The following is a 23,427-nucleotide window of genomic DNA, read 5'->3' as shown; positions in this document are numbered from 1 at the left end:
TTGGGTCCGGGAACTCCTACACAGACAGCGAACCGCCGGACCGCGTGCGGCGTATGGCGGGTAACGCACCGACTCGTTCCGACCCACCGCGGGCCTCGCGATGTTTTCGACCTGGATCAACGATCCCACCGTTCTGCTGGCCGGTGTGGTGCTGGCAGCCGTACAGTTCGTCGCCGCGCTGCCGTGGCTCTGGGCCATCGACCCGAAAGGGTTTAAGGCCGCGTCCAGCAGCCCGATGGCGTTCCTGTACGTCTTGCTCGGCCTCTTGGTGGCCGGGGTCGGGATCGCCACCTTCCTCGGTTACAAAGGCGACGCCACGGTCCTCGCCTGGAACGGCCGGTACATCTACGGCGCGGTCCTGCACCTCCAGCTCATCTTCGCCGTGTTTCTCCTGCTGCCGCAGGTGCTCATCATGGTGTGGCCCAAGGGGGGCGTGGTCGCGTTCGCCGCGTTCCGCGAGAGCTGCCGCCAGCCGATGTTCTGGCTCATCACCGGCGCCGCCGCCATCGCCATCTGGATCTCCATCACGATCCCGTACTTCACGTTCGGCGACGACTACAAGATGATGAAGCAGATCGGCTTCGACATCGTGATGCTCTCGGCGACCCTGTTCGGCGTCCTGGCCGCCAGCATGTCCATCAGCGAAGAGATCGAGGGCCGCACCGCGGTCACGCTGATGAGCAAGCCGGTGAACCGCCGCCAGTTCCTGTTGGGCAAGTTCTTCGGCATCCTGATGGCCTGTCTGGTGATGTCGCTGCTCCTGAGCTGGACGCTCACCGACGCGCTGCGGGCGATGCGCGAGTTCGACCCGATCAACAACACCGCGGACCCCGCGGACCCGCTCGGCACCGCCGAAAAGGTTGTGGACCCGCTCACGTTCCAGGCCCAGCGGACGGTCGTCCCGCCGTTCCGGGCGGCCGTGCCGAGCGCGCTGGGGAAGGCGGTCGCGACCGGTGCGGGGTTGCGGTTCTCGGACGCCCTCGCCCACTCGTTCGGGGTGGCGCTCGGGTTCGGGCAGGTCATGATTCTGGTCGCGGTGGCGTCCGCTCTGGCGACGCGGGTGACGTTCGTCGTGAACCTCGTTTTGTGCCTGATGCTGTACTTCCTCGGCCACCTCGCGCCCGTTGTCGTGCAGGTGACGCAGCAGGCCCAAGGCGGTGGGGTCGGGGTGCGGCTGATCGGGTTCCTCGGGCAACTCTTCGACGCCCTACTCCCGTCCCTCGAATCGTTCAACATGGGGCGGGCGATCATCCGCGAGAGCCCGCTCGATTTGTGGCAGTTCGGCGTGTACGTCCTGACCGTTACCGGGTACTCGTTGATCTACACGGTCATCGCACTGCTCGGCGGCCTGCTGCTGTTCGAAGACCGCGACCTTGCGTGATCGGCGCGCTCGCGGAGCGTAGCGATCGAACAGTGTGCCATCGCAACCGGCACACCCGGTCCAGGCGGTAAGGCACTCGGTTTACGGTTTCGCGGGGGGCTTGTGCCCCCCGCTCGCCGTTTCTGTCGTTCCGCCACTCACACACTTGCGCGAACCGTGATAGGCTGACTGGAAGGGTGCTGGCTGCGGCGCCCGCCCGGGTACACCCTTAGCACCGTGTCGAGGGCTCACGTGAACGGCGACGCACTCACCCGGCTCCGCACCGATTTCGTCAAATCCCCCGCGGCTCGGCGGGGCGCGGTCCTGAGTTCCATCGGCGCCGCCGTAACGTGCGCCCTGCTCGTGCTGTTGCTGTACCTGTTCGTGGACCTCCTGGTGTGGCGCGGCGAGATCCCGCACTACGGGCAACTGACGCCGGCGCAAAAGAAGGAATTCGCTGCCGAGTGGGCGGAGCACTCCGACGCCGACCGAAACGCCGCGGTCGCCCGGCTCAACGGTACGGACCCTCTGCGCGTGAAGCGGCTCGCCGCCAAAAGCGACGAAGAGTTGAAGCCGCTGGCGCGGTCGCAGGCCGAAGAACATCTCTTCGCCGACGAGTGGGACGCCCGATGGCACGCCGGGGTTTACCTCACGCTCCGTGAGCGCGTGAACCAAGCCGCCGCGGATGCGTACCTCCCGAGCGCGGAACGGGCTGATAAGGCCGAAAGTTCCGACACCGACGCCAAACCGCAGTTCGGCCTGCTCAGCCTTGTGGTGCGCGAGCGCAACCGGTGGACCGCGCCGCTCCTGGGGCGGGTCGCCGCTTGGGCCGGGTGGACGTGGAAGCCAGGGCTGCCGGGGTCCGCGAACGTCACATACCTGACCGGGCTGTTCGTGCTCGCCTTGGGCCTCGCGGCCGTTCGCGGGGTGCTGGTGAACGCCCTCACGTACCTGTCGGCCGCGGTCACCCTCGAAGCGGTCACTAAGGTGCGCCGCGCCGTGTACTTCCACACCTACCGGTTGGGCACGCTCACGATGCAAGCGGTCGGCACCGCCGAGGCGGCGCGGCTGCTCACGGAGCGGGTCGAAGAGGTGGGCGACGCGCTGCACGCCCGGCTCACCGGCGCGGTCCGGTACCCGCTCACCGCGGCGCTCCTGCTAGTGGTCATCCTGCTCGTGAACTTCTGGCTCGCCCTCAGCTTCCTGGCTCTCGCGTCGCTGGTGTGGCTGGTCGGCGGCCAGATCGCAGCGCACTTCCGGCGCGAGGGCCGGTTCGGCGAACGACAGGCCGCCGCGGCGCTCGCGCTCCTCAAGGAAAGCATGGCCCTCTTCCGGCTGGTGAAGTGCTTCCAGATGGAGCGGTTCAACCAGGCCCGCGTCGAGCGCCAGTTGAACGAATCGGCCCGAGCGAACTGGCGCAAGATGCGCGGCAGCACGCTGGCGGGACCGCTCCTCGGCTCGGTCGTGCTGGTGGCCGGCGTCGCCCTGCTGTACCTCGCGGCGCGGGGCGTTTTGGCGGGCGGGTTCACGGCCGCGGGCCTCGCGGTGCTCGCGGTCGCCCTGGTGGCGCTCGGCGCGCCGGTCGCGGGCCTGTTCGACTACGCCGCCAAGCAGAAGCGCGGGCGCGAGGCCGCGGACGCGATCTTCGAGTTCCTGGACCGGCGCGGCGAGGCCGCCGAGGCCGCCGACGCGGAGTTCCTCCCGGCGCTCACCACCCGCATCGAGTTCCGCCAAGTCACCCTCGACGACCCCGCCACCGGCAAGCGGCTTCTGGAGAGCGTCACGTTCGCGGTGCCGGTTCACGCGAGCGCCGCCATCGTCGGCCCTGACCCGGCCGAGAAGCACGCGCTCATGTACCTCGTCCCGCGGTTCCTCGACCCGACCTCGGGTGAGATCCGGATCGAGGACAAGAACATCCGCTGGGTGACGCACGAGTCCCTCCGCGCGCAGGTCGCGGTGGTGATGCTCGACGACCTCACGTTCACCGACACGGTCGCGAACAACATCGGGGTCGGGAACCCGGAGCACAGCCTGCCGCAGATCATCGAGGCGGCGAAACTGGCGCACGCCCACCAGTTCATCGAGAAGCTGCCGTTCGGCTACGAAACGCTGATCGGACCGACTGGCCACACGCTGACACTCGGCCAGCGGTTCCGCATCGCGCTGGCCCGCGCCCTGCTCCGCGACCCGTCCGTGCTGGTGATCGAGGAGCCGACCGGGCCGGTGGACGAGGATACGCTCGCGCTGCTCGACGACACGCTCACCCGGATCTCCGCCGGGCGCACGATTCTGTTCCTCGCCCAACGCCTCTCAACGCTGCGAAACGTGAACCGCGTGTTCGTGCTGAAGGGCGGGCGCATCGAGGCGTCGGGCACGCACGACGAGCTCTGGAAGGACAGCGACACCTACCGCGGGCTGCAACTCACCGCCGACGCGACCGCGAGCGAGTATCCCGCACTCAAGGACACCGAATGACGGACTACCGCACCGAACTGGCGGCGGCGCGCGGGGCCGCCGCTCGCGCCAGTGACCTCCTCCGCCGCGAGTACGAAGCGTTCACCCCGATCCCCGACGCGCCGGTTTCGATCAGCACCCACGCGGACCGCGCGTCGCAAGAGCTGATCCTCGGCCTCTTACACGAGCAGTTCCCCGGGGACGCTCTGTGCGCGGAAGAGTCCACGCCGCGGTTCGACTCCGTACCGAAATCGGGAAGGCGGACGTGGGTCGTGGACCCCATCGACGGCACCCGCGGGTTCGCGAAAAAGGTCGGCCAGTTCTCGGTCATGATCGGTCTTTTAGTTGATGGGCTTCCCGTGGTGGGGGTCGTGGCCGAGCCGGTACAAGACCGAATCACGTTCGCGCAGATCGGCGGCGGCTGCTGGCTCCAGGTCGGTACCGCGGAGCCGACGCGCTGCAAGGTTTCGGCCCGCCCGTTCGACGAGCTGGTGCTCGTGCAAAGCTGGGCGAAAACCGGTATGTCGCCGAAGCCGGTGCGCGCACTGACTCCCAGAACGGTAATTGAGACGTATTCGGGTGGGGTGAAGTTGGCGTGTGTGGCGCGCGGCGAGGCTGACGTGTACGCGAACACCTACGGCACGTTTGCGGACTGGGACATCTGCGCCGGGCACCTGCTCGTGACGGAAGCTGGCGGCACTGTAACGTTCCTGAACGGCGCGCCAGTGGCGTACCAAGCACCAGAGTTCAAGCAAACGAACGGGCTACTGGCCACAAACGGGCTCGTTCACGCGAAAGCGGTCGCTGCGTTAAGTCGCGAATCGTAAGTCGTGAGGTCAGAGCTTCGCCCGGGGTACTGTCCTCGTGGCCCCTTGCGTGTGTTCCTGCCCACGGGATTCTTGGTCAGGATGCGGCTACACTCAACGGTCGGCTTGATACTGTTGTTAGTCTTGGGGTGTTCCCGAACGCCGACTTCCATACCGACCCCACCAAGTGCAACGAGCGCGGTTCCCTCTCTGGACTGCGTCCTGTTTCACAAGATGGTTCTGGGTCGTGGCGCCTACATGAGCCAGCACCGGCTTCGGTGTCATAACGCCGATCACACCGAGTCGTTACTCGCTGCCAGATCGAGCATCCGCGGGTCGGTCCCAAAAAGAACACGGCCCTGCGCATCGACGTGTCTTTTAACGAATCACGGGCCGCAGCAGATCTATACACAGTCACCTACGAACTGACCACTGGCGGACAAAAGTCCTCACGGAAGTTCAAAGTCCGGTACGCCGACGAGCCGGTCACCGCCACCGACGATGAATGCGGTCAGCTCGTGTTCCGGCCGCCGACCCGTTAGGACTCCAGCGCCCGCTCGCACGATGCGATTCGACCTCAAGGCCGCACATCGAAGCAGATCACCTTTTCCTCATCGCGAACGTACAGCCGACCGTTCACCAGGGTTGGCGTGGCCCAGTTGTTGTTCCCGGTCAGCACCTTCTTCAGCCTCGACACCAGTGTGTATTCCTTGGGACTCGCCTCGACCAAGCACAGGTCCCCGCGCGCGGTCTGGAGGATGAGGTGTTCACCCGCCAAAATCAGACTCGCCTGCCCGATCTCGCGCGCCTCCCAGTCCGGTACCGCTTTTCCGGTCATCAGTGCGACGCACTTCAACCCGCCGCTGCCCTGGGTGCCGTCAATACCGAAGAGGTGCTTGTCCTTGTAAACGCTTGTTGCGTGGTGGTTCGCGAACCCGCTCCGGCGCTGCTCGTACACCCGCACCAGCGCCACCTCATCCCCCTTGCGCTCGGCCCGCAGGAGCGCGCAGCCCATGTTGTACGCCGACGAGATGAACACGTACTCGTTATCGATCACCAGTGGCGTCGCGATGTTTCCCTTGTACTCGGTCTCCCATTTGTACTCGCTCATCACCTTCCCGTCGGAGGCGCGGACCGCGAGCAGCGCGTCGCCCAGGAACGCGAACACCGTTTCAAGGCCGCCAATGGTGGCGGCAACCGGCGAGCTGTACCCCGGCGGGTTAGAACCGGCCCGCCACTTCACCGCGCCGCTCGCCTTGTCGAAGGCAACGACCGCGGCCCCTTTTCCGCCCGGCTGCACAACGACCATTTCGTCCAGAAGCAGTGGAGAGCACGCGACACCCCACTGCGGCAGGTCCGCATTAAATTCGGCGATGAGGTCGTGCTCCCAGCGCACGCCCGGCCGATCGCCAGTGACTTCAATCGCGAGCAACTTGCCCGCACCACCAACCGTAAAAACCCAGTTCCCGGTGACCGTGGGCGTGGCGCGCGGGCCGATCGCGTAGGTGCGGTCCTTACCGGCCTGCCCCGAAGGGTACGAGTGTTCCCACACGAGCCGCCCGGTTTCGGCGTCCAGGCACACGACGCGCTCGTTCTCGCCCTGGCGGTCCTGAACGTACAACCGCCCCCCGACCACGGCGCACGACCCGTACCCGCCGCCGACCGGCGTCCGCCACAGTTGTTTCGGAGGGTTCTGGTCCCAGTCGGTGCGAAAGGATCCCGCCGGCGCGACGCCCGCGTGCCCGGCCCCGCGCCATTGCGGGTAGCCGGCCGCAGCGTCGGCGGGCCGGTGGTTCGTCAGGGCGGCGTTTGTGGCGCGTTCGATCTCGGCCGGGTTCTCACTGTTACGCGCGAACCACGACCGCACCCACGGGGTCCGAGCGGCAACGAACACGGCGACGGCGATCACCGCCGCCACGCCCGTGACGAGAAGGATTGTGCGTGCCTTCATGGTGGTGCCTCAGCCGGGCGCAATACTGTGGGGCGTCATAACGCGCCGAACCATAGTGCGCGTTTCGCGCGAGAGCGCTCCTGGTGAGGCGAGGCACGCCCGTCCTACGCCAGCGCCTGCAAACTCTCACCGGCCGCCGCGATCGTCTGCTCGACGTGCTCGTCGGTCATGGCGCCGCAGGTGAACGCGGCCTCGAACTGGCTGCACGGCAGGTACACGCCGCGGTCCATCATCTCCCAGAAGAAGCGCCCGAACCGCTTCACGTCCGAGGTCTTGGCCGTGTCGAGGTCGGTGACCGGGGTGTCGGTGAAGAACAGCGTCCACATGCTCCCGACGCGGTTGAACTGAACCGGCACCCGCGCGTGCTTGGCCGCCTCGAGGAGCCCAACGCCGATCCGGGCGCTTTGGGCTTCTAGCCGCGCGTACGGCGGATTCGTCTTCAATTCGGTCAGGGTCGCGATGCCGGCCGCCATCGCGACCGGGTTGCCTGAAAGCGTGCCCGCCTGGAACACCGGCCCCGCGGGCATGACCTTCCGCATAACGTCCGCGCGCCCGCCGTACGCACCGACGGGGTAGCCGCCGCCGATGATCTTCCCGAAGCACGTCAGGTCCGGGGCGTCGCCGAGCAGTTCCTGCGCGCCGCCGTAGCCGAGCCGGAAGCCGGTCATCACCTCATCGTAGATAAGCAGCGCGCCGTGCTGACGGGTGAGCCGTCGGAGTTCCGCGCGGAACTCCGCCGTGGGCGGCACGAGTCCCATGTTCCCCACCACCGGTTCGAGGATCACGCCCGCGATCTGGTCCCCCTGCGCGGCGAACAGTTCCGCCAGCGCGGCCACGTCGTTGTACCGCAGTACGCTCGTGTCCCGGGTGCAGCCCGCGGGCACGCCGGGGCTGTTCGGCACCCCGAGGGTGAGCGCGCTGGAGCCGGCCGACACGAGCAGCGAATCGACGTGCCCGTGGTAGCACCCGGCGAACTTGACGATCCGGTCGCGGCCGGTGGCCCCGCGTGCGAGCCGGATGGCGCTCATCGTCGCCTCGGTGCCGCTCGACACGAACCGCACCATCTCGACGGACGGCACCGCTTCGATCACGAGTTCCGCGAGCTGCGTTTCCAGCTCGCACGGGGCGCCGTAGCTCGACCCGTTCTTGAGTGCGGCGATGGTCGCGTCAACGACTTTCGGGTGGCAATGGCCGAGAATCATCGGCCCCCACGAGCCGATGAAATCGAGGTAACGGTTACCGTCGAGGTCGTAGAGGAACGGGCCGTCGGCGCGGGAAATGAAAAGGGGACTGCCGCCCACCCCGCCGAACGCGCGGGCCGGGCTGTTGACGCCGCCGGGGATCACGGCTTTGGCGCGTTCGAAGGCCGCGGCGCTCGCGGGGCGGACGGTCGAGAGGTCGAGCATTGTCTCTTGTTGTTCTCGGGTGCGATGTTGCCGCCGCACCGGACGGCAGCACGGAATTACAGATGCGATCGGTCATGGTGCCGGCACACCGCGGCGAAATCAACATAACCGGGCACGCCTCATTCACCGCCCGGCTGTCGGTGCCACAAAACCAACAGCCGAATCGGGCGCCGACAACCGAACCGCAAATCCGGCCAGCCGGCGGAAGAGAACGAGCATTCAGGACCGTTTGGGTATCGATTCCGCAACCTGGGTGGCGCGCTGAACGGCGTCCTTGACCGGCTGCTGCGTGTCGTCGTCGTACAGCTCGGTGATCTCGCGGCACCGGGTGCGCACGACGCGCTCGTGGACCGCGCGGTCGGCGCTGTCCGGATCGGACGCGATCTGCCGGACGGTGCGTTCGGTCACGTCCAGCCACGCGTTGATGTTGTCGACCCGGACTTTCACCGGGTCCGGGGGCGGGGCCGGTCGGCCGAGCCGCAGCTTGCACCCGATAAGGTACCAGACCCGGACCTCGGCGTCCTTCTCGGTCATGGCCACGAGGGCGTCGGTGGTCCGCGCCGCCTTCTCCGGGTCCGGGATGCGCTGGAGCCGCAGCGCCCGCAGGGCGAGCGACTCCGGGCTGGCCGGGTCGAACCTCATCGGCTGGTCGTAGAGCTGGCTGTTCTTGAGCTTCTCGTGCAGCTTGCGTAACTCCCCCTCGGCGGCCCGGATGTCCGCGACCCGCTTGTCCGCGACCCAGCCCCAACGGGCCTTGGCGAGCGCCTGTTTGTCGGCCGTGTACGGGAGCTTCGCCTCGTCCGGGAACCGCGCCTTCACCTTACCCCACAGCCCTTCGGCACGCGGGAGGTCACCGTCCTTCTCGGCGTCGATGGCGAGCATGGCCTGCTCGAACGCTTCTGGGTCGTCACCGTCGGCCGGCTTCCGGAGGGCACGCGACTCGTTCCGGTTCGTCAGTTGGCGCTCGCGGTCGCGAACGGTGGCGCTGCGGAAGACCGCCGCGGCCCGGTCCGCCAGTTCGCCGCCCTCTGCGCCGTGCGCGTCGAGGAACCGTGAGGCCGCCTCGGCCCGCTCCGCCGGCTCGCTCGTCTTCTCGATCGCCGCGAACAGCTTCTCCGGCGACGGTGGCCGCAGCGCCACATACGCGCCGAGCCCGAGGACGAGCAGCACCAGCCCCAACCCCACCCCATGCACCCATTTCTGCTCGAGGAGCGGCACAACCTTCTTTTTCTTCTTGCGCTTACCGCGGAGCGCGCGGGCTGCGGCCTTGTCGGTCGCGTCCATCCGGTCCCCGGACTGGTTCAGCGGCACGGCGGTGCGTGCCTGCGCCACCGACAGCCCGGCGCTCTTGCGCGCGTACGCGTCCTCCTCGATCTCCGTCAGCATCCGCGCCACCCACGCCGCGTCCACCGGGCGGCTCTCCTTGTCCTTCTCCAGCAGTTGCAGGATGAGCGACTCGAACTTCGGCGGCAGTTCGTTCACCAGCTTCCCGATCCGCGGCGACTTCTCGTTAACGTGCTTCAGGAACATCTCGACCGTGGTTTCGGCTACGAACGGCTTGCGCCCGGTGAGCAGCTCGAAGAACACGATGCCGAGCGAGTACAGGTCCGACTTGTTGCTGAGGTTGCGGTCGCCCCGGCACTGCTCCGGGGACATGTACGCGGCGGTGCCGATCGTGCTGTTCGCGCCGGTCAGGGCGGTCACGTCGGTGTCCTTGGCGATCCCGAAGTCGGTGAGCTTTAGGGTGCCGTCCCGCGCGATCATCAGATTAGACGGCTTCAGGTCGCGGTGGATGATGCCCTTGTCGTGGGCATACTGGAGCGCCTCGCTGAGCTGCTTGCCGTAGGCCACGACCTCTTCCCACCCGAGCTTGCCGCGGCGCGACAGGATGCGGTCGAGGGCCTCCCCGTCGATGAACTCCATCGCGATGTACGGGTTCGATTTGTTGATCTTCCCGTGCGCGATGAGGCGAACGATGTGGGGGTGTTTGAGTTGTTTGAGGATGTTGGCCTCGCGCTCGAAGCGGGCCATCGCGCCCTCGTTGCCGAGGAGGCCGAGGGCGACCACCTTGAGCGCAACCGGGACGATCTTCTCCTCGCTGCGGTGGAACTTCGCCTTGTAGACGGTTCCCATCGCACCACTGCCGAGCTCTTTCTCGATCTCGAACGGCCCGATCTGCTGACCGACCAGCATGACAGTACCCCTCAGGCGTCCGCGCGTAGAGAAGTGTATTGTACCGAGTTCCGTGGAAATTTGCGCGGCCCCATTTTGCCCAGGCGTGTCCTATTGCGGTCCTAGAACCGTTTGATTTAGGGGCCGCGTAAGCCGGACTGTCACAGGCCCCGGACAGCACTCATAGGTGCCCCGCTCGTGCTAGTCTGGAGTGAACCGCTATCATCCGAACGGCCGAACGGAGGACGGGGAATGAGCCGCATCACACGGTACGGGTTGGTCGCGTGCGCCTTGTGTGTCGGCGTTCTGGGCGACCCGACGGGAGCCTGGGGCACCTGACGCACGCCAGCGTGCGGGGTTCACGAGGCGCCCGCGGCGGTCGCCGCGCGAGAAAAGATGCGAGCGGAGTTCGACGAGCGATTCAAATGGGTTGTCGCCGGAGGCGGCGTCGCCTTCGTCGTGTACGCACTCGGTCAGTTCGTACTGGAGGTGACCCGGGTCTCGCGCCAAGCGAACCGCCCGCGCGAACCCTGGGAGATCGATTGACCTCAAGTCCGGTCGTTTCAATTCCCACGGGAAAAGCGGCTCGGCAAAAGACCCGAGCGACTCCGGCGATTCTTCTTGGAACGTAAAACAACTGGGTGCGGTCCCCTCGCACCCGGTCGCTCACTTGGCGTTCGTGCTTCCAGTGGCTGAGGGCCGCGGGACCAGCTTGAGCGCCACCGAGTTCAGGCAGTACCGGAGGCCGTGCGGGGGCGGCCCGTCCGGGAACACGTGCCCGAGGTGCGCGTCGCACCGGCTGCACAGGATCTCGGTTCGCACCATGAAGTGGCTGCGGTCAGTCCGGGTGCTGACGTGCTCGTCGGCGACCGGTTCCGCGAAGCTGGGCCAGCCGGTGCCCGAGTCGAACTTGCTGAGCGAGTCGAACAGCGGCTGGTCGCAGCACACGCAGACGTAAATGCCGTTGTCCTTGGTGTTCCAATACGCACCGGTGCAGGCGCGTTCGGTGCCGTGTTCGCGCGTCACCCGGTACTGCTCGGGGGTGAGTTGCGCCCGCCACTCCGCTTCCGTCTTCACCACCTTCTCGCCGCCCATCGGAACCCCCTCACGCTCCGGGACCAGCACGGGGGCAACCCCGGGCCGGAACGCCAGAGCGGCACAAACGATCAGGGCAACTACTCCCAGCCCGACGAACAATTTGAGCCGCGGTTTCATAGCGGTTGGATGCGCGGGGCACCAGTCGGTTACTTGCGCTGGATCTTTTTCGGCCCGGTGCCCGTCGTCCGCTCGTAGGTGCCGTTGTCGGTCTTCACGTACTTGGTGAAGCCCTTCGCGGCGAGGTTGCTGTCGGACATGGCGGCCTTACCGTGAGCGTCGGTCCAGGCGCGGGGGGTGTTGGCCTCGGCGAACACCCGGCGCACGGGCTCGCCCGTTTCGGGGTGCGCGGTGAGGGCCGCGTCGGCCAGTTTCTGGAGCACCTCGAACCGCTCGCCCCCGGTCCCGTCGGCGAGCACCACCTCGTACACGTACAGCGGCATACGTCCTCCGAGTCACAGGTCGGCAGGTCCCAAGTCCCAAGCCGAACGGCGTGGCCTTCTTGACTGGGGACTTGGGACCTGCCGACCTGTGACAACTATTCTACCCCTTCGCCAGCTCGGCGCGAACGGTTTCGAGCAGCTTCTTGGTGGCCTTGATGCCGTCGGCCTCGCTCAGCTTGCCGCCCTCGTACTCGATCCCGACGAAGCCGCTGTACTTGTGCTTCTTCAGCACGATCTCGAGCATCTTGCGGTAGTCGGTGTGGGTCTCGTTGCCCTTGTCGTCGAAGTCGTGCGACTTGGCCGACACGCCCTTCGCGAACGGCATCAGTTCGTCCACGCCCTTGTACCGGTCGTAGGCGGTCTCCTTCACGCCCTCGATCTTGCCGATGTTGAAGTTGCCGAAGTCGGGCAGGGTGCCGCACCGCTTGTGGTCCACCAGCTTCATCACCCCGGCCAGCCACCCGCCGTGGCTGGACAGCCCGCCGTGGTTCTCCACGATGGTGTTGATGCCCAGCGTGTCGGTGAACTCGGCCAGCTTGCGCAGCCCGTCGGCCGCGAGCTTCTGGGTCTCGGCGAACCCCTTCTTCCAGTCGCTGGCGGCGTTGACGCGGATGCTGTGGCACCCGAGGAACTTGGCCCACTCGGCCCACCGCTTGTGGTTCTCGACGGCCTGCGCGCGGCCCTTTTCGTCCGGGTTGCCCAGGTTGCCCTCGCCGTCGCACATGATGAGGACGCTGGTCACCTTGTTGTCGTCCGCGACCTTCTTGAGGTCGGTGAGGTACGCGCCGTCCTTCTTCTTGTCCGCGTAGAACTGGTTGACGTACTCGATCGCGGTGATGCCGTACTGCTTCGCGCTGATCTCGGCGAACTTGAGCGGGTCGAGCTTGTCGCCGCCCTTCGCGCGGAACGCGCGGTGCAGCGACCACTGCGCGAGCGAGATCTTGAACAGGTCGGCGGGCTCGGCGGCGGCGGCGAACCGGGGCAGGAGTGCGGCGCCGGTGGCGGCGGCGGAAGCGGCGAGGAAGTCGCGACGCGAGAACGAACGCATGGGAAGCGCTCCGAAGAGAGGGTGCGAGACGAGGGGATTGTATGCGCCGCGGCGCCGTGTCCGCCCGGCGTCTCCGAAATCCGTTTGGGCCGGGCAGTGCAACCCGCGCATCCCCGAAAAACCGAGCCCTTTACTGATACCGCTTCCGGAGTGCGTCCAGTTCTTGAATCTTCTTTTGCGATTCGAGCGCGGCGTACAGCAACTGCTTCGCGTCGGCGTTGAGCACATCGATGTGCAGCGCCCGGAGGGCGAACCGCTCCGCATCGGCCGGGCGGTTGGCGTTGGCGTGGAGCTTCGCGAGGCGTAAGCACAACTGAATGTCGTCCGGGTTCACGACCGTCTGTTCCGCCAGCACCGCGGCGAGTTGGTCGGGCTTTTTAGCGACCTCGTACACGCGCGCGAGCTGGTCGAGCCAGTCCGCCTCACCCGGAGCGGCCGTGCGCCCCTGCTCGTAGCGGGCCGCGGCGCGGTCGTAGTCCTTCTGCTCGAAGTGGAGTTTCCCGAGTTCGAGCAGCACGCGCGAGTCCCCGGGGTGCGCCCCGGCCGCGTCTTCAAGCACCGCCCGCGCGCCGGCATCGTCCTTCGCACGTTTCAGAATGCGTGCCAGCACAACGGCCGCGCCGGGGTGCCCCTTCTCCTTCGCCCGGACCGCCTCGACGAGCGCTTTCGCATCGCTGGCGCGGTCGCGGCGCAGGTACTCGCCGGCCAGCCGCGCCGCGAGAGCCGGGTCGCCGGGCGCCTTCTTGTGCGCCGCCTCGAGTTCGGCAAAGGCCATCGGGGCGTCCGGCCGCCGCGGGGCGGTCTCGCGCACAACCTCGCCCAGGAACTTGCGGTAGCCGGCCTCGAACGCGGGCCGCTCGACGCCCAGCGCGGTCTTGAGCGCGGCGTCAGTGCCGGCCCCGGTCTTGAAGGCGTCGAGCAGTTTCGCGACGCCCCGTTCGCCGTGGGACTTCGTGATCCACTCGACGTACAGCAGCCCCTGGTAGTACGCGAGCATCACGTCCGCGGGCTGGTTGAACCGCTTGTACGCGCGGGAGATGGTGTCGAGATCGAAGACGGTGCCAGCGGCCAACCGGTCGCGCAGGAGCGGCGCCACCTGGCCGAAGCGTTTGGCGTTCTCGGCGCGTACGGCCAGCCCCTCCGTGAGCCACACCGGCGCGCGGTGCTCGGTTTGAAGGAGGTTGAAGGCGTGGGTCAGTTCGTGCCGGACCACGACGGCCCAGTTGTAGGCCCGCGCCCCGCCGTCGGCGCGCGGGGACGGGAGGGCGATGAGCGGGCCGGTACACGCCCCCTGCACCGCCCCGGGCAGGCCGGGGAGCATCGCGATCCGGCCGCTGAAGATCTGCCGCCGGGCGAACACCTCGACCAGCACCTTCTCGGGCGGCTCGAACCCGTACTGCTTCGCCAGTTCCGCGTGGGTCGATTCCAGTACGTCCGCAAGGAACGCCGCGAGCACGTGGTCGTTCTTCTGGTCGAACCGGATCACGAAGTGTTTCGTTTCCGTCGTCGCGTACCCGGCGAGCTCTTCGAGCACCTTGAGCGCGTTATCGACGCGCACGTTGAACGGGTCGGCCTTCATCGCGGCTTTGAGCGCCGCCATCGCCTCCGGCTCGCGCCCTTGTGTGTAGAGGAGCAACCCCAAACCGGCCTTCGGGCCGGGGAGCGCCGGCCGCAAGACGCTGGCCCGCTCGAAACACTCGGCGGCGATCGGGAACTGGCGCGCGTCGCTCAAGATCGTGCCGAGCTCCAGGTAGAACGTCGCCGGCTTCGCATCGAACGCGGCCACCTCTTTCTCGTACCCCGTGGCCGCGGGCCGGTCACCCGCCAAGTGTTTGAGGGCGGCGAACCGGGCGAGCGTGGCGGCGTCGCGGGGGTTGATCGCGCGCGCGGTCCGGAGCAACTGTTCGGCGCCGGCGGGATCGGCCTCGGCGAGGCGCACGTCCGCCTTGAGCCGCAGCGCGGCGGGGTGATACGGGTTCACCTTCAGCGCCAGACCGGCGTGGCGCTCGGCCTCGGCGTACTCCATCCGCTCCAGTGCGATCGCCCCCTTTCCCACCAACGCCTCGACCGCCTTGGGGTTGATCTTGAGGGCGGCGTCGAACGCGTTCGCGGCCTCGGCCCGGTTGTGCTTGCTGAGCAACAACTGCCCGCTCAGATGTTCCGCGGGCCAGAAGTCGGCGTCCGGCTTGAGGGCGTCGCGCAGCAGCTCTCGGAGGATGAATTTGAACTGCTCGTGCTTCGCGTGGGTGGTGGCGTTCTCGATCCCGGCTTGCGCAACGATGAGCAGCTTGTCGGGGTCAGTGATCTCCTTCCCCGCCGTGGCCGCGTCGGTGTACGCCTTTACGAACCATCGCATCTCGGTGTCGGCGCCGGGCAGGTCACCCCCGTCGCGCAGGAGCCGGGCGCGGACCCAGCGTGCGAGGAAATGGTCGCCGTCCTTCTTGAGCGCGTCGTTGGCGTCGCGGGTGGCGGCGTCCCATTGACCTTGCGCGAAGAGCAAATCGGCGCGGGCGGCGAGGAGGTCGGGGTGACCGGGGTGCGCCTTCAACCCGGCGTCGAGCGCGTCGCGGGCCTTGGCGTACTCGCCCTGAGCGCGGTGGCACGCCGACTGCCCCAGGAACGCGAGGGGCAGGTTTTCGCTCCTGGCGAGATCATCGTAACCGGCCAGCGCTTCCGCGTAGTTGCCGCGCAAGAGGCGTTGCCGCAGCGCGGGATAGTCCGCTTTGGGTTGCGAAACGAGGAACCCATCCCCCGGCGCCTCACGGAAGGAAGGTGGAGAGAAGGAACCGGGTCGCGCCGTCCACGTTTCCGGCGCGCGGGGGGCGAAGCCTGAGCGCTCCGCCCTTCCCTTCCGTGAGGCGGCGACGGGGGAAGTGGTAGGCCCACTGAGCGCGACGAGTACGGCAAGGATTGGAACCATCATGCCTCCACCGTACCGATGCGATGAAACGGCCGCAAGCGGCCGGCGTCAGAACGGGGAAGTCCGCCCCGCGCACGTCGAGGTCGCGCCATGTTCGTCACCGTCGTCGCCGTCGTACTGCTCGCCCCCGCCGAGCCGCCAAAAGCCGAGGTAAAAGAGCTATCCGCAGCGGCAAAAAAAGAAGTGGATAAACTCCAGGGCAAATGGAAGCTGGTCAAAGGCTCCCGCGCCGGCAAAGAGTACGAACACACCGAAGGCACCCCGGAACTGATCGTCGAGTTCAAGGGGCGCACGTGGCTGCTCAACGGGGTCGAGAAGGCCGAAATCGTCGCCCTCGATCCGTCCTCTGATCCGAAGTGCCTGGACCTCAAGAGCCTCGAACAGCCGCGGGGCGCCAACACCGTTGACGAGGGCATTTTCAAACTCGACGGGGACACGCTCACCATTTGCTGGTACCAGGGCGCGGACAAGAACCGCCCCACGTCGTTCGATATTCCCAAGGACAAGGACACAATCCTAGGCGTGCCGAAGCGCGTCCCGGCCGACCCGAAAAAGTGACGCCGACCGCGCGGGCCGGGACGGTTGTGGCCGGCGGACCGGCGCGGTACACTCGGGACCGCACCAACGGCCGAACGAGGTTGATCCTAACCAGTCTCGACCCCGGCCGCGTGTCACGAACGGCCACACGACGTTCGCCCGATCGGTTAGTTCCAGATCGAAAGTCCGTCTTCCTCTCCAGAACGTCACCGCGTTTCGCCCGCGGAACCGAGGAGCAGCCATGCCCGCGCCCCTTCGCGTCGCCGTGTTCGTCGCCGCGCTCTGCCTCCCGCGAGCCGGTTCCGCCGCCGAGCCGGCGCCGCCCCCCCGGCCCGCCCGCGACGCCGCCGGCGCGATCGCCGCGCTGATCGACGCCCACCTCGCGAAGGACTGGGAGGCCCGCGGCATCGTCCCGGCCGACCGCGCCGACGACGGGGAGTTCGTCCGCCGCGTGTACCTGGACCTCGTCGGCCGCGCGCCGAAGGCCGCCGAGGCGCGAGAGTTCCTGGACAGCCCGGCGCCCGACAAGCGCGCGCGACTCGTCGACCACCTGCTCACGGTGCCCGGGCACGCGAACCACTTCGCCGCGGTCGCGCGGGCGCAGTGGCTCCCCCAGGCGGCGACCAACTTCCAGCTCGCGCAGTTCGGCAACCAGTTCGAGGTCTGGCTCCGCGACCGCTACCGCGAGAACACCCCGGCCGACGAGACGGTGCGGCGGCTGCTCACGGTCGGGATCGCGGTCAACAACCAGAACCCGCGGTTCCGGTTCGTGCAGCCGGCCAGCGGCAGCGCCGAGGCGGCCATGATCGTCGGGTTCTACTCGGCCAACGAGGGCAAGCCCGAGGCCCTGGGTGCGGCCGTGAGCCGCCTGTTCCTGGGCATGAAGCTGGAGTGCGCCCAGTGCCACGACCACCCGTTCGCGCCGTACACCCGGGACCAGTTCTGGCAGTTCGCGGCGTTCTTCGGCGAGCTGAACCCGCTCGGCGGCCCGCGCCCCGGGTTCGTCGGCCCGCTGCCGCCGCAGGGGGACCGCAACACGATCGGTGTTATGGGCACGGAGCGCACGGTGAGCGCCGCGTTCGTCGACGGCTCCGCCCCGGAGTGGTCGGCGGACAAGACCCCGCGCCAGGAGCTGGCCGACTGGCTCGCGACGGCGAAGAACCCGTACTTCGCGAAGAACATGGCGAACCGGATGTGGGCACACTTCTTCGGGATCGGCCTCACCGACCCCGTGGACGAGCCCGGCGAGAACAACCCGCCGAGCCACCCCGAGCTGCTGAAGGAGCTGGGCCGGGCGTTCGCCGGCTGCGGCTTCGACACCCGCGTGCTGATCCGCGGCATCGTCCGCTCGAAGGCGTACCAGTTAACGAGCCGGATGTCGCACCCGGGCCAGGCGGACCCGCGCCGGTTCGCGCGGATGAACATGAAGGGCCTGTCGCCGGCCCAACTGTTCGACACGCTGGTGGCGGCCACCGGGTTCCGCGAGCCGGCGTTCCTGCGCGCCCAGCAGAACAACGGGTTCGTCCAGCCCAACAACCCGCGCAGCGAGTTCCTCGCCCAGTTCGCCAGCTCCGAGCGCGCCACCGAGACCAACACCACCATCCTCCAATCCCTCATGCTGATGAACGGCAAGTTCATCGGCGACCAGACCGACCTCGCCAAGAGCGAGCTGCTCGCCGCGATCGCGGACCGGCCCGGTTGGAGCACCGAGCAGCGGGTGAGCAACCTGTTCCTCACCGCTTTCAGCCGCCCCCCGACGCCGGCCGAGCTCGAAAAGTTCGCGAGCTACGTCGAACGAGGGGGCGCGAAGAACGACAAGCAGCAGGCCCTCGCCGATGTGTTCTGGGTGCTGCTGAACAGCCCGGAGTTCCTGTTCAATCATTGACAAGTCTTGGCCCGGCGCGAGCGCCTCAGGCGCAACGTTCCTGGATCGCGATTCACAACACCGAACACACGCTCGGAGGTACCTCGCATGTCCCTGACGAACCTGGACCGCCGGCATTTGTTGCGCGCCGGCGCGGTGAGCACCGCGGTGTCCGTGTCGGGCTGGATGGGCCGACTGGCCCGGGCCGCCGAGGAAACGAAGGCCAAGCCGAAGCGCTCGTGCATCCTGTTGTGGATGAACGGCGGCCCCGCGACCATCGACCTGTGGGACCTGAAGCCGGGCCACGAGAACGGCGGGCCGTACAAGGAGATCGAGGCCGCGCCGGGGGTGCGGATCGGAGAACACCTGCCGAAGCTCGCCAAGCACGGCAAGAGCCTCGCAGTGCTGCGGGGGATGTCCACGAAGGAGGGCGACCACTCCCGCGGCACGTACCTGATGCGGACCGGCCAGCTCCCGGGGTCCGCGGGCATCCAGTACCCGAGCATCGGGTCGCTCCTGTCGAAGGAGCTCGGCGACCCGAAAGCGGAGCTGCCGAACTTCGTGGCCATCGCGCCGCAGCGGTTCTTCGCACAAGAGGCGTTCGGCCCGGGGTTCCTGGGGCCGGTCCACGCCCCCCTGATCGTCGGCGACAACCAGTTCAACAACAACGTGCAGGGGTCCGCCCTCGACGCCGCCCTGAAGGTGGCCAACCTCGACCGCCCGAAGGAGGTCGAAGAGGGCACCGCGGGCGCCCGGCTGGACCTGCTGCGCCAGATGCAGGAGGAGTTCGCCGGCCAGCGGCCCGGCGCAATGGTCACGAGCCACTCGGCCGCCTACGACCGCGCGGTGCGGCTGATGCAGTCCGAAGGCGGCAAGGTGTTCGACCTGTCCAACGAAAAGGACGCCACCCGCGACAAGTACGGGCGCAACCTGTTCGGCCAGGGGTGCCTCCTGGCCCGCCGGTTGGTCGAAAAGGGCGTGCCGTTCGTCGAAGTGTCGCTGGGCAACTGGGACACCCACCAGAACACCTTCGACCTCGTGAAGGTGCTGTGCGGCACCCTCGACGCCGCGTGGGCCGCGCTCATGGACGACCTGAAGGACCGCGGGCTGCTGGAGACGACCACGATCGTGTGGATGGGCGAGTTCGGCCGCACCCCGCGCATCAACCCCGGCAAGGGCCGGGACCACTACCCGAACGCCTGGAGCACGGTCCTGGCCGGCGGCGGCATCAAGGGCGGCCAGGCGGTCGGGAAAACCAGCAAGGACGGCACGACGGTGGAGGAGCGCGTCACCTCGACCGTGGACCTCCTCGCGACCGTGTGCTCGGCCGTCGGGATCGACTTCGAGAAGCAGAACATGTCGAACGTGGGCCGGCCGATCCGCATCGTGGACAAGGGCGCCAAGCCCGTCACGGAGGTGCTCGCGTGACCGCCACGAAGAGACCTACCCCCCCGGCCCCCCTCCCTGAAGGTAAGGGGGGGGAGAAAGAGCATTCGCGCGCCGCGGCCGTTTCCGGTGGCTCCTTGCCTGACTCCCCCTTCCCTTCAGGGAGGGGGGCCGGGGGGGTAGGTCTTCTGGCACTCGCAGCGCTCGTCGCGCTGGCCGGCGCCGTGGCTGGCGCTCCCGACGCACCCGATGCCCTCACGGTAGCGCCGGCCCCGCGACCCGCGAAGCCAAAGTTCGTCGCGCCGACGTTCGACGACACGCACGAAATGTTGGTCTTCGCGAACAAACGCCCGGTCCGCATTCGGGTGACGGTGCGGCACGAGGGCGCGTCGCTGGGCGAGTTGTGGCGCAACCGCCTCCGAAAGGCCTTCGACTTCTGCGACCGCGACGGCAACGGCTCGTTGAGCACCAAGGAGGTGACCTTCGCGTTCTCCGACCAGGGGCTCCTCCAGTTGCTTCAGAACGGGCTGTACGAGCCCACCGCCGGGAACGCCCCGACCCTCGACGCGCTCGACCGGGACGGCGACGCCCAGGTGTCGTTCGAGGAGTTCATCGCGTCCTACCCGCGGTCGGCGGCGCGGCTGGTCCGCACGCTCCCCGTCGAGTCGGATAGCGCCCAAAACGTCGCCGTCACCGAAGCCGTCTTTGCCCTCCTGGACGCCGACGGCAACGGCCAGCTCACCCGCGACGAGGTGCGGCGGGTCGAAAAGTTCCTCGCCACCCACGACGCCGACGAGGACGAGTGCCTGAGCGCGCAAGAGCTGACGCCGAACGTGGCTCCCCGCTCGGGGTTTCAACCGCTGCCTCAGACCACGGCCCGGGCGACCGGCCCCTACCCGCAGCCCGCGACCGCGCAAGCGGTCGTCTTGTACCCGCCCGGCAAGATCCCCGGGACCGTCACCCAGCAGCTCATTCTGAAGCACGACCGGGACGGCGACTTCGAGCTGACGCAGGCGGAGATCGGGTTCGACGACCGCACCTTCGCGGCGCTCGACGCGGACCGGAGCGGGGCGCTCGATGGCGAAGAGTTGGACGTGTGGCGCACCGGCCCGCCGGACCTCGAGCTCACCCTGTCGCTGGCCCCCAGGGCCGCCGGCTGCTCCGCGAAACTGGCGGACGAGAAGGAGGCCGCGCGACGGGGCTTCAAAATCAAGCAGGTGGAGAACTCGCGGCTGGTGCTCCATGTCGGCCGGCAGCCGATCGACCTGTGGGCGTTCAGCCCGGCGGTGCCGTCCGCCGCGAGCGCGCTGAAGAGCCAGTACGCCTATTTGTTCGCTCAGGCCGCCAACGGCAAGGAGCACATCGACGCGAAGGACGTGGAGGGGCCGAACGCGGTCCAGTTCCAGTTCATCCGGGTGGTGTTCGACGCGGCCGACCGGAACGAGGACGGCAAACTCACCCGGGACGAGTTTGACGCGTACTTCGACCTTCAGGACGGCTTCCGCGACATCTGCCTCAACTTGGCCCCCGCGGTGCAAACGCCGACGCTGTTCCAACTGCTCGACGAGAACCGCGACGGCCGGCTCAGCGTGCGAGAGCTGCGAACGGCGTGGGACCGGCTCGTCGTGCTGGAAGAGCCGGGCGCGACGGTCCTCACCCGGAGCATCATCCAGCCGGCGCTGTCGCTACGCCTGACGCGCTCGTTCGGCCGGTACGTCGTCGGCGTGCAGCCGGGGGTCGTCATCGGCGTCGGGCAGATGGCCGTGCCGACGAAGGGGCCGCTGTGGTTCCGGAAGATGGACCGCAACGGCGACGGCGACGTGTCGCGCGGGGAGTTCGTCGGAACGCGGGCCGAGTTCGACGCGATCGACACCGACCGCGACGACCTCATCAGCCTCGACGAGGCGGAAGCGTTCGACAAGCAGGCGCGGGTGAGCAAAGAGAAGTAGCGTGCCGGCTCCGACCGCCCTTGGGACGCTGAAACCGGCCGCCGCGTGCGAAGTCACGCGGTTTCACTACCGCACAACCACAGCGTCCGGTGCGGGCGCAAGGTGCGATTCCACCGTGCAGCGCAGCCCCTCCTCGAACGAAACCGCCGGCGCGTAGCCGAGGTCCGCGCGCGTCCGCCGGATGTCCGCGAGCGAGTACTTCACGTCCCCGGCCCGCGGCGGCCCGAAGGTCGGTCGCAGGTCGGTGCCGAGGATACGGTTCAGCGCCGCGACCAGTTCCAGCAGCGTCACACTGCGCCCGGTGCCCACGTTGTACACGTTCCCGGACGCGTCCGGTGCGTCGGCGGCTCGCGTCAGCGCTTGCACCGCGTTGGCCACGAACGTGAAGTCGCGCGACTGTGTCCCGTCCCCCTGGATGTTGGGGGCGCGGCCCGCGATCATGGCGGCGGCGAAGAGCGCGATGACCCCGCTGTACGGGCTGTCGGCGCGCTGCCGCGGGCCGAAGATGTTGAAGAACCGCAGCCGCACCGTCTCGATGCCGTAGGTGTGCGCGAACGCCTGCATGTACAGCTCGCCCGCGAGCTTCGCCGCCGCGTAGGGCGACTTCGCCACCAGCGGCAGGTCTTCGGTCTGCCCGCCCGGTGCCGAGTGCCCGCCGTAGGCGCTCGAACTGGCCGCGTACACCACCCGGCGCACCCCGCTCGTGCGGGCGGCATCGAGCAGGTTCAGCGTCCCGGTGGCGCACGCCGCGTGCGTCACCGCCGGGGCCTCCACGCTCCGCGCCACCGACGCCAGCGCCCCGAGGTGGTACACCACCCCGGCCCCTTTCACCGCCCGCGCGACCGCCGCCGCGTCCGTCAGGCTCCCCTCGACCACCTCCACGCCGCTCAGACGAGCCAGGTTGTCGCGGAGCCCGGTGCTGAAGTCGTCCAGCACGCGCACGGGACGGCCCCGGCGGACAAGATCTTCGACGAGATGCGACCCAATGAACCCGGCGCCGCCGGTGACGAGGGACAGCTCTTCCATGAGCGTGTTGCTCCGCGGTGTTGAAACGAGAAGGGGCGGAGTGTACCCGCCCCGCCGGCCGGGTGTCTACGCCGACCGAAGTGTTAAAATCGCCAGCTCCGGGCGCACCCCGAACCGGAACCGCCAGCCGAAGCCGACGCCGGTGTTAACGTACAGGTGCCCGTGTGGGACCGGGTACAGCCCGGCCGCCCAGCGGCGCGCGCTCCGGTGCAAGAACAGCCGCCCCAGCCCTGGCCAGTTAATCTGGCCGCCGTGCGTGTGCCCGCTCAGAACCAGGTCGGCCCGGTGTGAACCGAGGTGCGCCGCCGACTCGGGGTTGTGCGCGAGCAACACCCGCAGGGACTGTTCGCAAGCACCGCCGAGCGCGGCGGGCACGTCCGATTCGCCGCTCCACAAATCGTCGATGCCGGCCACGGTGAGCGTTTCGCCCCCGAGACTCACCGCGACGGACCGGTTCCGGAGCACCGTCACCCCTTCCGCCCCGAGCGCGTCGGCGACAACGTGGTCGAGCCCGGGGTGCTTTCGCTTGCCCTGCGGTACGTGAACCGAGAAATCGTGGTTACCGAGCACGGCAAAAACGCCGAGCGGCGCTTGAAGCGAACGAAACAATCGGGCCGCGCCAGCCGCGTGTTCTGGACCGCGGTCGATGAAATCGCCGGTCAGTGCGATCAGATCCGGGGCTTCCTGAGCGGTACGTTCGATCACGCCTTCCAGGTAGCCGGTTGGGATATGGTTGCCGCAGTGAAAATCGCTGAGGTGGGCAATCCGAAGACCAGAAAGGGCAGCAGGAAGGCCCTTGACCGGGAGCTCGACCCGGTTCACCGCCAGCCAAGTCGGTTCAACGTGGTAGGCGTACCCGAGCCGCGCCCAGTTACGCCCCACCGCTCGTGCGGCCCGGCGGGCCAAGCCGCCGATTGAGCCTCCGGTAGCCGGGCTGGCACACACGGGCGGGCAGGCGCCTGTCGTTAGCATAACCGAACGGCCCTCTGGTCTTTAGCGCCCCACGTGAT

At 68.1% G+C, this 23,427-nt stretch carries 17 protein-coding genes; 8 read left to right on the top strand and 9 right to left on the bottom strand.

Annotated elements, in window-relative coordinates:
- Positions 1–100 precede the first annotated feature (100 nt).
- From R5W23_RS27360 to R5W23_RS27350, 3 genes are all read left to right on the top strand, one after another.
- Positions 101–1,381, top strand: a complete 1,281-nt coding sequence (locus R5W23_RS27360) for an ABC transporter permease (RefSeq protein ID WP_261186457.1) — start codon at positions 101–103, stop codon at positions 1,379–1,381.
- A 231-nt stretch (positions 1,382–1,612) separates the two neighbouring features.
- Positions 1,613–3,835 (top strand): ABC transporter ATP-binding protein, encoded by a 2,223-nt coding sequence (locus R5W23_RS27355; RefSeq protein ID WP_320689099.1) that lies wholly within the window; start codon positions 1,613–1,615, stop codon positions 3,833–3,835.
- The gene (locus R5W23_RS27350; protein ID WP_320689098.1) at positions 3,832–4,641 is read left to right on the top strand and encodes a 3'(2'),5'-bisphosphate nucleotidase CysQ family protein; all 810 of its coding nucleotides are present in this window, start codon (positions 3,832–3,834) and stop codon (positions 4,639–4,641) included. The genes R5W23_RS27355 and R5W23_RS27350 overlap by 4 nt, the downstream gene beginning before the upstream one ends.
- A 556-nt stretch (positions 4,642–5,197) precedes the next feature.
- On the opposite strand, the gene R5W23_RS27345 is transcribed toward R5W23_RS27350, so the two are convergent.
- From R5W23_RS27345 to R5W23_RS27335, 3 genes are all read right to left on the bottom strand, one after another.
- Complete coding sequence (locus R5W23_RS27345; RefSeq protein WP_261186454.1) at positions 5,198–6,571, bottom strand: outer membrane protein assembly factor BamB family protein; 1,374 nt, start codon at positions 6,569–6,571, stop codon at positions 5,198–5,200.
- A gap of 104 nt (positions 6,572–6,675) precedes the next feature.
- Positions 6,676–7,977, bottom strand: a complete 1,302-nt coding sequence (gene hemL / locus R5W23_RS27340; RefSeq protein ID WP_261186453.1) for a glutamate-1-semialdehyde 2,1-aminomutase — start codon at positions 7,975–7,977, stop codon at positions 6,676–6,678.
- Between the two features lie 219 nt (positions 7,978–8,196).
- Complete coding sequence (locus R5W23_RS27335; RefSeq protein WP_320689097.1) at positions 8,197–10,170, bottom strand: serine/threonine protein kinase; 1,974 nt, start codon at positions 10,168–10,170, stop codon at positions 8,197–8,199.
- A 375-nt stretch (positions 10,171–10,545) separates the two neighbouring features.
- Between R5W23_RS27335 and R5W23_RS27330 the strand changes: the two genes are divergently transcribed.
- Positions 10,546–10,695 (top strand): hypothetical protein, encoded by a 150-nt coding sequence (locus R5W23_RS27330; RefSeq protein ID WP_261186451.1) that lies wholly within the window; start codon positions 10,546–10,548, stop codon positions 10,693–10,695.
- Between the two features lie 120 nt (positions 10,696–10,815).
- On the opposite strand, the gene msrB is transcribed toward R5W23_RS27330, so the two are convergent.
- From msrB to R5W23_RS27310, 4 genes are all read right to left on the bottom strand, one after another.
- A complete protein-coding gene (msrB, locus tag R5W23_RS27325; RefSeq protein WP_407936170.1) occupies positions 10,816–11,244 on the bottom strand; it encodes a peptide-methionine (R)-S-oxide reductase MsrB in 429 nt (142 codons plus the stop codon).
- Positions 11,245–11,393: 149 nt separating this feature from the next.
- Entirely contained in the window at positions 11,394–11,687 is a 294-nt protein-coding gene (locus R5W23_RS27320) for an FmdB family zinc ribbon protein (protein WP_320689095.1), read from the bottom strand.
- Positions 11,688–11,787: 100 nt separating this feature from the next.
- Entirely contained in the window at positions 11,788–12,735 is a 948-nt protein-coding gene (locus R5W23_RS27315; RefSeq protein ID WP_320689094.1) for a sugar phosphate isomerase/epimerase family protein, read from the bottom strand.
- Positions 12,736–12,865: 130 nt separating this feature from the next.
- On the bottom strand, positions 12,866–15,427 hold the full coding sequence (locus R5W23_RS27310; RefSeq protein ID WP_320689093.1) for a tetratricopeptide repeat protein: 2,562 nt from the start codon (positions 15,425–15,427) through the stop codon (positions 12,866–12,868).
- Positions 15,428–15,745: 318 nt separating this feature from the next.
- Between R5W23_RS27310 and R5W23_RS27305 the strand changes: the two genes are divergently transcribed.
- The 4 genes from R5W23_RS27305 (at position 15,746) to R5W23_RS27290 (ending at position 21,391) form a co-directional block, all read left to right on the top strand.
- Positions 15,746–16,213: a TIGR03067 domain-containing protein gene (locus tag R5W23_RS27305; RefSeq protein WP_320689092.1), complete on the top strand. Its 468-nt coding sequence runs from the start codon at positions 15,746–15,748 to the stop codon at positions 16,211–16,213.
- A 220-nt stretch (positions 16,214–16,433) separates the two neighbouring features.
- Entirely contained in the window at positions 16,434–18,077 is a 1,644-nt protein-coding gene (locus tag R5W23_RS27300) for a DUF1553 domain-containing protein (protein ID WP_320689091.1), read from the top strand.
- 87 nt (positions 18,078–18,164) lie between these two features.
- On the top strand, positions 18,165–19,484 hold the full coding sequence (locus tag R5W23_RS27295) for a DUF1501 domain-containing protein (RefSeq protein ID WP_320689090.1): 1,320 nt from the start codon (positions 18,165–18,167) through the stop codon (positions 19,482–19,484).
- Between the two features lie 95 nt (positions 19,485–19,579).
- Positions 19,580–21,391: an EF-hand domain-containing protein gene (locus tag R5W23_RS27290; RefSeq protein WP_320689089.1), complete on the top strand. Its 1,812-nt coding sequence runs from the start codon at positions 19,580–19,582 to the stop codon at positions 21,389–21,391.
- Between the two features lie 66 nt (positions 21,392–21,457).
- On the opposite strand, the gene R5W23_RS27285 is transcribed toward R5W23_RS27290, so the two are convergent.
- Complete coding sequence (locus R5W23_RS27285; RefSeq protein WP_261186442.1) at positions 21,458–22,417, bottom strand: NAD-dependent epimerase/dehydratase family protein; 960 nt, start codon at positions 22,415–22,417, stop codon at positions 21,458–21,460.
- A gap of 66 nt (positions 22,418–22,483) precedes the next feature.
- Positions 22,484–23,389, bottom strand: coding sequence for a metallophosphoesterase (locus tag R5W23_RS27280; protein ID WP_320689088.1), 906 nt, complete (start codon positions 23,387–23,389; stop codon positions 22,484–22,486).
- Positions 23,390–23,427 lie beyond the last annotated feature (38 nt).

Source organism: Gemmata algarum (assembly GCF_034097035.1).
GTDB classification, from domain to species: domain Bacteria; phylum Planctomycetota; class Planctomycetia; order Gemmatales; family Gemmataceae; genus Gemmata; species Gemmata algarum.
The sequence above is the reverse complement of the archived record's forward strand: the minus strand, read 5'-3'. Positions and strand labels throughout refer to the sequence as shown.

What these genes read in the sequence shown, in the direction of transcription:
- R5W23_RS27360 (WP_261186457.1), top strand. Translation starts at nt 101, where the DNA reads ATGTTTTCGACCTGGATCAACGATCCCACCGTTCTGCTGGCCGGTGTG.
- R5W23_RS27350 (WP_320689098.1), top strand. Translation starts at nt 3,832, where the DNA reads ATGACGGACTACCGCACCGAACTGGCGGCGGCGCGCGGGGCCGCCGCT.
- R5W23_RS27345 (WP_261186454.1), bottom strand. Translation starts at nt 6,571, where the DNA reads ATGAAGGCACGCACAATCCTTCTCGTCACGGGCGTGGCGGCGGTGATC.
- hemL (WP_261186453.1), bottom strand. Translation starts at nt 7,977, where the DNA reads ATGCTCGACCTCTCGACCGTCCGCCCCGCGAGCGCCGCGGCCTTCGAA.
- R5W23_RS27335 (WP_320689097.1), bottom strand. Translation starts at nt 10,170, where the DNA reads ATGCTGGTCGGTCAGCAGATCGGGCCGTTCGAGATCGAGAAAGAGCTC.
- R5W23_RS27330 (WP_261186451.1), top strand. Translation starts at nt 10,546, where the DNA reads ATGCGAGCGGAGTTCGACGAGCGATTCAAATGGGTTGTCGCCGGAGGC.
- msrB (WP_407936170.1), bottom strand. Translation starts at nt 11,244, where the DNA reads ATGGGCGGCGAGAAGGTGGTGAAGACGGAAGCGGAGTGGCGGGCGCAA.
- R5W23_RS27320 (WP_320689095.1), bottom strand. Translation starts at nt 11,687, where the DNA reads ATGCCGCTGTACGTGTACGAGGTGGTGCTCGCCGACGGGACCGGGGGC.
- R5W23_RS27315 (WP_320689094.1), bottom strand. Translation starts at nt 12,735, where the DNA reads ATGCGTTCGTTCTCGCGTCGCGACTTCCTCGCCGCTTCCGCCGCCGCC.
- R5W23_RS27305 (WP_320689092.1), top strand. Translation starts at nt 15,746, where the DNA reads ATGTTCGTCACCGTCGTCGCCGTCGTACTGCTCGCCCCCGCCGAGCCG.
- R5W23_RS27300 (WP_320689091.1), top strand. Translation starts at nt 16,434, where the DNA reads ATGCCCGCGCCCCTTCGCGTCGCCGTGTTCGTCGCCGCGCTCTGCCTC.
- R5W23_RS27295 (WP_320689090.1), top strand. Translation starts at nt 18,165, where the DNA reads ATGTCCCTGACGAACCTGGACCGCCGGCATTTGTTGCGCGCCGGCGCG.
- R5W23_RS27285 (WP_261186442.1), bottom strand. Translation starts at nt 22,417, where the DNA reads ATGGAAGAGCTGTCCCTCGTCACCGGCGGCGCCGGGTTCATTGGGTCG.
- R5W23_RS27280 (WP_320689088.1), bottom strand. Translation starts at nt 23,389, where the DNA reads ATGCTAACGACAGGCGCCTGCCCGCCCGTGTGTGCCAGCCCGGCTACC.